A 10640-nucleotide genomic window follows, 5' to 3' on the forward strand; every position below is an offset into this window, starting at 1 on the left:
GTTCGTGCGGGGTCACCGCATGCGTGCAGAACGGCGCCGCCGGTCGAGTTGGGGATGGTGAGGGCGACGCAGCCGTCACCGGAACTCGAGTAGCGGCCCGGATCGAGCACGGCCCAGACCGTGACGCATCCGAGGCCGACCAGCAGCACCACTGCCGAGATCCACAACCAGATGCGCGCACGGCGGCCGAGCGGCCCGGCAGCCTGCGGCGAGGTCCCGCGCGTGCCGGTGATCCCGGGGGTGCCGGAGCCCATCGACGCTCCTGTCTCCTAGAGGGCGTCCACGCCGCGCTGCCCGGTCCGGACCCGCACCATCGACTCCACTGCCGTGACCCAGACCCGGCCGTCGCCGGCGTACGAGCCCGCGACGAGCCTGATGATGCGGACCAGGTCGGCCGCGTCGCTGTCGTGCGCAACGATGTCCAGCCGCACGTGCGGGCTCAGGTCGACCGTGATTCGTTGCCCGCGATAGAGCTCGCCGTGGCGCCATCCGTCCTGTTCGAGGACCTCGCTCACGGTCAGCCCCATCACGCCGAAGGTGCGCAATGCCGTCTGGACCGCGGCGAACCGCCACGGGACGATCACGGCTGACACCAGCTTCATCGCTGTCCTCTCTCCGCCGGCGGCTCCCCGCCGCGCCAGGACGCCGGGGGTTCCCGGCGTCCTGGTCGTCGCGGTCGGTCAGGTGGAGGTGGTGGGTACGGACTCCGGTGCGTGCTCGCGCGCCGCGGCCGCCCCGGACGTCGTGCCCGCCAACAACGTCTCCTGTGGGTACGCCTCCTCGTCGTGCACGGCGACGTCGCCGATCTCCAGGTCCGCATCGGGCAATCGCAGGGGCAGCACCAGGCCGATGAGCTTGAGCAGCACGAAGGTCACCAGGCCATCCCAGACGATCACGGTCAGAGCGGCACCGAGCTGGACGAGCACCTGCTTCGGGTTGCCGAAGAAGAGTCCCGTGCCGGACACGTTGGAGGCGCCCCCCTGCCCGAGATAGACCGTGACGGCGGGGTTGGCGAGCAGGCCGACCATGACTCCGCCGAGCAGCCCGGCGACGCCGTGCGTGTGGACGACACCGAGCGCGTCGTCGACCTTGCTGAAGGGCCGCACTCGCGACAGCTTGTTCCAGGACAGCCAGACGAGGATCGACGGTACGAGCCCGATCAGCATGGCGCCGAATCCGTCGACGTAGCCCGCCGCCGGGGTGATCGCCACCAGTCCGACGATCATGCCGTTGACACCACCGAGGAAGGTGGGCTTGCGGTCCGGGCCGAACAGCATGTCCATGGCGACCCACACCAGCAGGGCCACCGCCGTGGCGACGTTCGTGTTGACGACGGCGATGGCGGCGTCCGCGCCCGCGAAGTACGGGTCACCGCCGTTGAAGCCGTTCCACCCCAGCCACAGCAACCCCGCACCCGCCGCGGCCATCGGCAGGTTGTTGGGCAGCGGACGTGCCCGATCACGGGCCAGGCGGGGCCCGATCACCGCTGCCGCCACGAATCCCGACGTCCCCGCCGCGAGGTGGATCACGTACCCGCCGCTGAAGTCGAGGGCACCCTGCTGGCCCCACCAGCCACCGCCCCAGATGAGGAAGGCGTTCACGGCATAGGCGAAAGTCGACCACAACGGCACGAAGATCAACCACGCCTTGAAGTTGATCCGGCCGACGACGCTGCCGAGGAACAGCAGCGGCGTGATGCCCGCGAAGGCGAACTGGAAGTAGGCCAGGGTCGACTCGGGGAACCGGAACTTCGGCATGAGACCGTCGAGCAAAGGAATATTCGCCTGCGCCTGCGCGGTGACGCCGAGCGTCGGAGCAGGATGGCCGACGAAGGAGGACAAGATCCCCGGGCCGAGCCGGAGGGGGCTCCCGAAGCCCATCTGGAAGGCCCACAGGAACCAGACGACCAGCACCGCGGCGAATGCGGTGAAAGCCATCATGATCGTATTCATCGCCCATTTCCGCTGGACGATCCCGCCATAGAGGACGGCGATCCCCGGAATGCTCATCAACCCCACGAGGGTGGCGGCCACGAGTTGCCAGGCGTTGTCGCCCGAGCTGAGCCAATCGGGATACGGCGACATGTCGAGTACCTCCCGTTCGGACCGCACGGCAATGCGCGAGAAAAGGGTGGGCGCATCGCATTACGCCTGCGTTAAACCATATTGCTGAGGAGTTAACGTTGTTTCCGGACAAAAGGCACGGAAGACAGTTTCCGTCCTCACGGACCAGAGACCGCGAGCACGTGGCCCGGCTCATCGGTCTCGCCACGACCGCCGCCGGCACGCACGGGCTGACCGGCATCGAGCAGAGGGCGGCGGCGCTGCTGCCACCGCGCGACCGACAAGCCGGCGATTCTCCGACGACCTCGACCCCACACGCGGAAGCCGGGACGGCGCCGGGCCGGTCGCTCAAGCGCTCAGGTCGACCGCGTTGATGCGGATCGGATGGATGGTGACGACGACACGGGACTCGCCCGGGGCATCCATCCGCCGAAGGTCCGTGCCGTACTTGGCTCCGACCCGGCGGGCGAAGGCGTAGTCGTCGTCGGGGGCTAGTTCGGCGTCGCCGCGGATCTCCAGATAGCGACCCGGGTTCGCCAGGTCGAGGATGAACAGCGTGCAGGCGGGGTTGCGCCGCAGGTTGCGGACCTTCTGCCGCACCGCGTTCAGCGACAGCGCGATGGTGCCGTCCTCGGCCAGGAACCACACCTCGGAGAGCTGCGGGTGACCGTCGGGCCCGATCGTGGCGAAGGTGGCCACAGGCGCGGAGAGCAGGTCGCGATGGGATTCGGGGATCCCTGACATGGGCCACCTCGGTGTCACATCGGCTGGAGAGGTGTCACCCTGCCCGGCCGGCAGCGTGCGGATCGTCGCCCTGATGGGACGGGGCTCGGCGGGCGATCTCGCCCTCGCAGGGCACTGCGCCGCGATCGCGCGGCCAGCACGATCACGGGCACGACCACTCTCGAAGGGATCGCCACTCTCGAAGGGATCGCGACGTGGACGACGGGGAGTTCGCCGACGAGATCAGCCACCTCGCCGAGATCGAGCTTCGGAGCGGGCGGGGCGGCGGCCTCGCCCCGGACGACGCGGCCGGCGCAGGTGCGGGTGTGCACGAACGGTACCCGCGGTAGTGCCCATGGAGGTGGCGTTCGAGGTCATCGGGCTGATCCTCGTCGTCGCTGTGGTCCGCGCGGCGGCCCGACGGGTCGGGCTGCCGGAACCGGTCCTGTTGCTGCTCGTCGGCGTCGGTCTCGCGTACGTGCCCGGCTTCCCCACCTATCGCCTCCCTCCCGAGGTCATGCTCCAGGTGGTGCTACCGCTGCTGCTGTACGCGGCGGCGTTCACCGCCTGGCTGCCGGCGCTCCGGGCGAACGCCCGCCCCATCGCCCTGATGGCGGTGGGCTACACCCTGTTCACCACGGTCGTCGTCGGCTACCTCGCCCACCTGGTGATCCCGGGCCTGCCACTGGCCGCCGGCATGGTGCTCGGTGCGCTGGTGGCGCCGCCGGACGCGGTGGCCGCCGTCGCGGTCGCGCGGGAGGTGGGAATGCCGCGCCGGGTGGTCACCATCCTGGAGGGCGAGAGCCTGTTCAACGACGCCGCCGCCCTGACCGCGCTAAAGGTGGCGGTGGCGGCCGTGGTGGGCGAATCGTTCGGCGTGGTGGATGCCGTCGGGCGGTTCGTACTGGCCAGCGCGGGGGGGCTGGTCGTCGGCTGCTGCGTCGCCTGGCTGCTCGCCAAGGTGCGGGCACGGATCGAGAACCCGATGTCGGACGCGACGCTGTCACTGCTCGCCCCGTTCCTCGCCTATCTGCCGGCGAACGCGATCGGGGCGTCCGGGCTGGTCTCGGTGGTGGTGACCGGGCTCTACCTCGGACACCAGGCACCCCGGCTGACGGGTGCGCAGTCCCGGGTGGTCGCCCAGTCGCTCTGGCAGGTCATCGAGTACGTGCTGGTCGGCGTGGTGTTCGTGTTGATCGGGCTGCGCCTACCGGAGATCGTCGCGGGGCTGAACAGTTACTCGGCGGGTTTCCTCGCGTTCGCGTCCGTCGCCGTCGTGGCCGCCGTGGTGATCAGCCGGTTCGTGTGGGTCTTCCCGGCGGCCTACCTGCCGCCGTTGCTGTTGCGGCGTGTCCGAGAGCGGGACCCTGCCCCGCCGTGGCAGCTGCCGGCCCTGGTGTCGTGGGCCGGCATGCGGGGCGTGGTGTCGCTCGCGGCCGCGCTCTCGCTGCCGACCACCACGGCCACCGGCGCGCCGTTCCCGCAACGGGAGCTCCTGCTGTTCCTCACCTTCGTGGTCATCGTGGCGACGCTGCTCGGCCAGGGGCTGGCCCTGCCCGCCGTCGTGCGCCGGATCCGGCCGCCGCCCGACGACGACACCGCACACACCGTGCAGGAGGCGATCGCCCAACGGGCCGTTGCCGCCGCTGGGCTGCAGCGTCTCGACGAGATCCTGGAGCGGGAGAACCCACCCCCCGAGGTGGTGGAGCAGCTGCGGGAACAGGCCGAGCGTCGCCTCGCACTCGCCGGGGCGGGAGGCACGTGCCCGGACACGGAGCCCGCCGCCGTCGCCTACAGGAGGCTCCGCCGGCAGATGCTCGACGCGGCCCGCGCCCGGCTCATCGAGCTGCGTGACAGGGGCGAACTCGACCAGGACGCCTTCCTCCATGTCCTGCGGGAGCTCGATCTCGAGGATGCCTCCCTGGTGCACGACGACCGGGGCCAAAGGGTGACGCGTGGCACGCGAACGGCGCGATCGCAACGCTGAGACCGCAGCACCGGCGGCCGCACGGCAGGTCCCCTCCTGACGTCGCCACCTGCGCACTCGACTGAGCGTGACACCGCACCCCACACGCGCGAGGCGCGAGCGTCATGGCATGTCGAGATGGGCGTACTCGGTCACGTCCAGGTTGCGGAAGATCAGATCCTCGCTGCAGATCTCGCGGAGTTCAGCGGCGAACCTCGCTGTCGCCGGGTGGCCGGAATTGGCCGTGGCGGCGTCGTGGCTGGGGAATTCGACCAGCTGGACATATGTGGCAGGGTGGTCGCGGTCGGCGGTGGTGACGTACCAGCGCGCCGTCCTGTGTGCGCCGATGGCGGCGAGCCAGCGCTTGAGAATCTGCTGCATCTCCTCGGGCCGCTCGGTGCGGTACTCGATCAGTTGTAGGAATGCGCCCGGCTGGGTACCTGGTTCGGTGCTCATCGCGGGTCCTCGATTCTCTGCGACCGGTTCATGGATGTGGAGAGGCCCGGTGACAGTGCGGTCGGTGTCGCCGGGCCGCACTCCACCAGGCGCGGTGGAGCCCGAGCCGATCCCTGATGATCACGTTGGCCGCCGCCACCGTCGCACCCGGGTCGGCGACGAACGGCCCAGCAGCTAGTTCAACCGGTCCTCGTGTGTCAGCCCACGACTTCGATCCAGCCCCGGATGTCCTCCGGTCCGACCGTGCGGGCCAGATCGGGGTGGTCGAGCCGCATGTGGTCCTGGATCAGGCCGACGATCCTGTCGTCACTCTCGCCCCGCGCCACGTAACCGCACTCGCACTGTATCTGAACGACCATCCCCGACCCCTTACACCGACGGACGTTGCCGGACAGGATTGACCCAATATGGCGCGGAACCTTGCAGGAAGGTTGACGTGACGCTCGAGGGGACCCATGTTCAGCTGTGTGGCCGATTCAGCGTTGTGCTGAACGGCAGCCAGCTCGACCCTGCGCTCCCCGGCCGCCGGGCACGCCACCTGGTGGCGCTGCTCGCCGTGCAACGCCCCTACTCCGTCGAGCGCGACACCCTGCTCGACGCGCTCTGGCCCGACGCCCGACGCGACGGTGCCGCAGTCGCGCTGACCGTGCTGCTGTCGAAATGCCGCGCCGTGCTGGGCCGTGACACCCTCACCGGGCGCGGGGCGATCGCGCTCAGCCTTCCCTCCGGGGCCCGCGTCGACGTCGAGCAGGCCCTCGCCGCCGCCCACGACGCCGAATCCGCCGTCGCGCAGCACCAGTGGGCCCGCGCCTGGCCGGCTGCGTTGACCGCGTTGTTCATCACCCGCCGCCGCTTCCTGCCCGACTCCGACGCGGCCTGGACCGAGGAATGGCGACGCCGGCTCGAACTCGTCCACCACCGCACCCTCGCCTACTACGCCGAAACCTGCCTCGGTCTCGGAGGCACCGAACGGGGCGCGGCCGAACGCGCGGCCCGCCGCCTCATCGAACTCGCCCCTCTCAGTGAGACCGGGTACCGGCTCCTCATGCGCGCCCAAGCCGACCAGGGCGACGTCGCCGCGGCCCTCCTGACCTGCCAACACCTCCGCACCGTCCTGCGCGAGGAACTCGGTATCGCGCCCGGGCCGATGGTCCAGGAACTCCTCACCCGGCTGCTTCGCTGACTCCTCCTCCCGCCTCTACGGCGGCGGCATGGCGCACCCGGGTCCGTCGCGGCGGGCAGTCGCCTACCCTCAGCTGGGCACGGCGCAGGCGAGGTACGGGACGGGCCGGTGGGCGAACCCGACGTCAGAGGCTTTCGCCGGCGGCGCCCTGGAGGGGCTCGATGACGGCGGCGTAGTCCTGCTCGCCGAGACCGCGGCCCTTGCCGGCCACCAGCCACTGGCGGGCCAGGGCGGCGCTGCCGAAGGGGATGCCGTTGGCCTGGGCCTCCTCCAGGCACAGCCGCACGTCCTTGAGCATCAGCTCCAGCTTGAACAACGGCGTGTAGTCGTGCTTGCGCATCGGGGTGGCCTTCTGGTCCAGCATCCGGGAGGCACCGGACGTGCCGGGCACGACGCGTTGGAACGCCTCGAGGTCGACCCCGCCGCGCTTGGCCAGCAGCAGCGACTCGCCGACCGTCACCGCGTTCGCCGCCGCCATCGCGTTCGTGATGACCTTGACCAGCTGGCCCTGGCCGAGGGCGCCGACGTGCACGATGAGCTCGCCCATGGCCGCGAGCACCGGCCAGGCGCGCTGCACGTCCTCGTCGCTGCCGCCGACCATGATCGTCAACGTTCCCGCCTCGGCGGCGGGCAGCGAACCCGAGACGGGGGCGTCGACGAACGCGATCTCCTGTTCCGCGAGTGCACCGGCGATGCGCCGCGCGGCGGTGGGCCCGATCGTCGAGCAGTCCACGCAGAACAGCCCGAGCGGGGCGCCCGCGGCCACCCCGTCCGGTCCGGTGAGCACGGCGGCCACCGCGTCGCCGTCGGCGACCATCGAGACCACGACGTCGACCCGGGTCCCGAGCTGCGCCGGCGTGTCCGCGACGAGGGCCCTGTGCTCCGCGGCGAAGGCCTCGGCCACCGATCGGGTCCGGTTCCAGACGATCAGCTCGAAGCCGGCGCGCCGCAGGGCGGCGGCCATCCGCCGGCCCATGGCGCCCAGGCCGATGAAGCCCACCCGTTCGATTCCGTTCCCGGCCATCCGAGCTCCTCAGCGCAGGTAGACGAGCACCTTGCCGCCGATCCCCTTCTCCACGGCCTCGTGGGCCTCCGCGATCTGGTCGAGGGCGAACCGGTGCACCGGCAGCTCGGTGAGCACCATCTCGGACAGCGCGACGGTGATCGTGTGGACCGCCGCCCGCAGCGCCGGGCGCGGCACCCCGTAGACCAGTACGAACCGCATGTCCACGTTGTGGTTCATGCACTCACGGACCCGGATGGTGAGCTCCGGCTCGAACGACGAGTACGTGACGATCCGGGTGTTCGGGCCGGACAGGGCGAGGTCCAGCGGCAGGTTCGCGCTCAGCGCGACCTCGACGACCCGGTCCACGAGCGGCGTGAACGCCTGGATCCGGTCGAGCACGTCCGGGGCGTGGTAGTCGACGACGAGGTCGGCGCCGGCCTCCCGGGCCCGCCCGATCTGCTCCGGGCCGCCCGCCGTGGCCACGACACGGGCCTGTGCCCACTTCGCCAGCTCGACGGAGAAGTGTCCGACCGCGCCTGCGGCGCCCGCGACGAGGACGGTCTGCCCGTTCGGCGGCTCGTCCACCCACAGGCAGCGGTGTGCCGTCATCGCCGGGACCCCGAGCATCGCGCCGAGCTCGTCGGACGCGGTCGGGGGCAGGAGCACCGCCTGCTCGTCCGGGACGACGGTCCACTCCGCCGCGGTGCCCCAGCGCCGGCCGGCCGCGGCGAACCAGAGCCACACCCGCTGGCCGACGCGTTTCTCGCTGACGCCCTCCCCCACCGCGTCGATCTCGCCGGTGCCGTCCTGGTGCGGGACCTGGAACTCGTCGATCGGGCGCGGCACCTCGCCGCTGCGCGCCTTGACGTCGGTCGGGTTCACCCCCGAGACGTCCACCCGCACCCGGACCTCCCCGGGCCCCGGTTCCGGGCGCTCGATCTCCACGACCCGCAGCACGTCCCGGGCGGGTCCGGTGTGGTCGTACACCGCAGCTCGCATGGCAGCTCCTCATCCGGCGCCCCGACCGAGATCACCTCCGCCGGCACTGCCCGCAGGGTGGTCACCGGCTCCAGCGTGGTCGCGACGGCGGCCCGATTCCTCGGCCTGGCAGCGCGATCGGCCGCGATCCGCGCTGACCTCCCGGGCGGAGGCGACGGCCGGAGAAGCCCGGCGGTGAGGATTCGACCCGCCGGCCGCTGATGACCGGACCTGCGGCAGTGCACGACGAACTCGCCGTCGGTGCCTCGTCGCTCAGGTGGTCGCCGGTGTGGGTCCCGCGTCGCGCAGCATCCGTTCGTCGTCGGCGAGCAGATCGTGCGCCAGCTCGTGCAGACGTTGGGCCAGCTCGGGGTGACCGTCGGGATGCCAGCCGGCAAGCAGCTCGGCCAGTCCGTCGCGGCGGGCGGCGGTGAGACGGTCCAGAGCGGCCCGGCCGGCCGGCGTCAGCGCCAGCACCTCGTCCTCGCCGGCACTGCTCTCGGCCAGCAGGCCGCGTTCGACGAGGCGTCCGACGAGGGGCTCGAGCGTGGCGCGGTCGATGCGCAGCCGCTGCGCGAGGCCGCTCAGGCTCGACGCCGGATGCTCGTCGAACCGGTAGAGCAGCCAGGTCGGCCGGGGCTCGAGGTCGACCGAGGCCCGCGCGCCCAGCCGCCGGTACATGTCGGCCCGGTTCTCGCGTTGCAGCAGGGTGTTGAGCTTGCGCTCGACCTCCTGCAGCGAGGTGCGCCCCTGCGCCGGCACGAAGGTGTCCCCGGCGGTGTGCCCGGCGTCGCCGCCGATCGCGGTGCGCAGCTCGATCTCCGGCAGCAGGAGTGTCAGCCCGAACGCGATCACACCGACCGGAACGGCGGCGAGGAAGACGGTCTGCAACGAGGCGGCGTAGGCCGACACGAAGGCGGCGCGGACCGCGGCCGGCAACGCGCCGAGCTGCTCGGGGCTCACGCTGGCGCCGGTGAGCCCCGCGGGCACGGCCTGGCCGGCCAGCCGCTGTGCCAGGTTCCCGATCAGCACTCCCGAGAAGATCGCACCGAACACGGCGGTGCCGAACGACCCGCCGATGGACCGGAAGAACGTCACCCCCGACGTCGCGGTACCCAGGTCGGTGTAGTCCACGGCGTTCTGCACCGCGATCACCAGCACCTGCATGACCCCACCGATACCCACACCGAGCACGAACATGAACAACCACACCAGCGGGGTCGGGGTGTTCTGGTCCACGGTGGAGAACAGGTACAGGCCCACCGTCATGATCGCGGTACCGGCGACCGGGAAGACCTTGTACCGACCCCACCGGGAGATCAACTGCCCCGACCCGATCGAGGTCAGCAGCAGCCCGCCCATCATCGGCAACAACTGCAGGCCCGAGCTCGTCGAGCTCGCCCCCTTGACGACCTGCAGGAACAACGGCAGGAACGTGATCGCGCCGAACATCGCGAAGCCGACGGCGAAACTGATCGCAGCGGCCACGGAGAAGACCCGGTTACGGAACAGACCCAGCGGAATGACCGGCTCGCTCGCGTGGTGCTCGACCACCACGAACACCACGAGCAGGACGGCGCTGGCCGCGGCGAGCCCGACGATGAACGGCGAATCCCACGGATACGTCGTGCCTCCCAGCGTGGTCACCAGCACCAGAGCGGTGGCGGCCACGGCCAAGGTGACCGTGCCGAGATAGTCGATCTGCCGCCTGACCCGCCGCCCGGTCGCCGGCAGCACCGCCGCGACCACCACCAACGCCACCGCTCCGACGGGAAGATTGACGTAGAACACCCACCGCCAGGACAGGTGGTCGACGAACAGCCCACCGATCAACGGGCCGACTACGCTCGTGACACCGAACACAGCACCGAAGAACCCCTGGTACTTGCCGCGTTCCCGCGGCGAGACGACGTCCCCGACGCTCGACTGTGCGCCGACGATCAACCCGCCGCCGCCCAGGCCCTGGATCGCGCGGCAGGCGATGAGCTGACCCATCGTCTGGCTGAGACCGGCAAGCACGGAGCCGACCAGGAAGATGACGATCGCGGCCTGGAAGAACACCTTCCGCCCGCGGAGATCGCCCAGTTTGCCCCACAACGGGGTCGAGACCGTCGAGGCGAGCAAGTAGGCGGTGACCACCCAGGACAGGTGGTTCAAGCCACCGAGCTCACCCACGATGGTCGGCAGGGCGGTCGAGACGATGGTCTGATCCAACGCGGCGAGAAACATGCCCAGCAGCAACGCACCGATGATCAGCAACCGGGC

General features: G+C 70.8%; 12 protein-coding genes. 3 read left to right on the forward strand and 9 right to left on the reverse strand.

The features are described 5' to 3' along the window. The 4 genes from JWR81_RS13295 to JWR81_RS13310 form a co-directional block, all read right to left on the reverse strand. Nucleotides 1-254 (reverse strand): hypothetical protein (locus JWR81_RS13295; protein WP_297651116.1); only part of this gene is annotated, 254 nt, incomplete at its 3' end. Nucleotides 255-269: 15 nt separating this feature from the next. Further along, the gene (locus JWR81_RS13300; protein ID WP_297651118.1) at nt 270-602 is read right to left on the reverse strand and encodes a P-II family nitrogen regulator; all 333 of its coding nucleotides are present in this window, start codon (nt 600-602) and stop codon (nt 270-272) included. A 78-nt stretch (nt 603-680) separates the two neighbouring features. Next, complete coding sequence (locus JWR81_RS13305) at nt 681-2084, reverse strand: ammonium transporter (protein WP_297651120.1); 1404 nt, start codon at nt 2082-2084, stop codon at nt 681-683. A 327-nt stretch (nt 2085-2411) separates the two neighbouring features. Then, nucleotides 2412-2807: a PPOX class F420-dependent oxidoreductase gene (locus JWR81_RS13310; protein ID WP_297651122.1), complete on the reverse strand. Its 396-nt coding sequence runs from the start codon at nt 2805-2807 to the stop codon at nt 2412-2414. 194 nt (nt 2808-3001) lie between these two features. Between JWR81_RS13310 and JWR81_RS13315 the strand changes: the two genes are divergently transcribed. After that, nucleotides 3002-3136 carry a hypothetical protein gene (locus tag JWR81_RS13315; protein WP_297651124.1) on the forward strand — a complete coding sequence of 45 codons (135 nt, stop codon included), beginning with the start codon at nt 3002-3004 and terminating at the stop codon, nt 3134-3136. A 5-nt stretch (nt 3137-3141) separates the two neighbouring features. Next, nucleotides 3142-4773 (forward strand): Na+/H+ antiporter, encoded by a 1632-nt coding sequence (locus JWR81_RS13320; RefSeq protein WP_297651126.1) that lies wholly within the window; start codon nt 3142-3144, stop codon nt 4771-4773. A 102-nt stretch (nt 4774-4875) separates the two neighbouring features. Here JWR81_RS13320 and JWR81_RS13325 read toward each other — a convergent pair whose 3' ends face one another. Beyond that, on the reverse strand, nt 4876-5208 hold the full coding sequence (locus tag JWR81_RS13325) for a hypothetical protein (RefSeq protein WP_297651128.1): 333 nt from the start codon (nt 5206-5208) through the stop codon (nt 4876-4878). A 197-nt stretch (nt 5209-5405) separates the two neighbouring features. Beyond that, nucleotides 5406-5567 (reverse strand): hypothetical protein, encoded by a 162-nt coding sequence (locus JWR81_RS13330; protein WP_297651130.1) that lies wholly within the window; start codon nt 5565-5567, stop codon nt 5406-5408. Nucleotides 5568-5644: 77 nt separating this feature from the next. Here JWR81_RS13330 and JWR81_RS13335 point away from each other — a divergent pair, with 77 nt between their 5' ends. Further along, entirely contained in the window at nt 5645-6391 is a 747-nt protein-coding gene (locus JWR81_RS13335; protein ID WP_297651132.1) for a BTAD domain-containing putative transcriptional regulator, read from the forward strand. A 124-nt stretch (nt 6392-6515) separates the two neighbouring features. Here JWR81_RS13335 and JWR81_RS13340 read toward each other — a convergent pair whose 3' ends face one another. The 3 genes from JWR81_RS13340 to JWR81_RS13350 form a co-directional block, all read right to left on the reverse strand. Further along, nucleotides 6516-7415 (reverse strand): NAD(P)-dependent oxidoreductase, encoded by a 900-nt coding sequence (locus tag JWR81_RS13340; protein ID WP_297651134.1) that lies wholly within the window; start codon nt 7413-7415, stop codon nt 6516-6518. 9 nt (nt 7416-7424) lie between these two features. Next, nucleotides 7425-8396 carry an NADPH:quinone reductase gene (locus JWR81_RS13345; RefSeq protein WP_297651136.1) on the reverse strand — a complete coding sequence of 324 codons (972 nt, stop codon included), beginning with the start codon at nt 8394-8396 and terminating at the stop codon, nt 7425-7427. 252 nt (nt 8397-8648) lie between these two features. After that, nucleotides 8649-10640, reverse strand: a 1992-nt coding sequence (locus JWR81_RS13350) for an MFS transporter (protein WP_297651138.1), incomplete at its 5' end; no start/stop codon positions are given.

It is taken from the genome of Pseudonocardia sp. (genome assembly GCF_025965585.1).
Lineage (GTDB): Bacteria > Actinomycetota > Actinomycetes > Mycobacteriales > Pseudonocardiaceae > Pseudonocardia.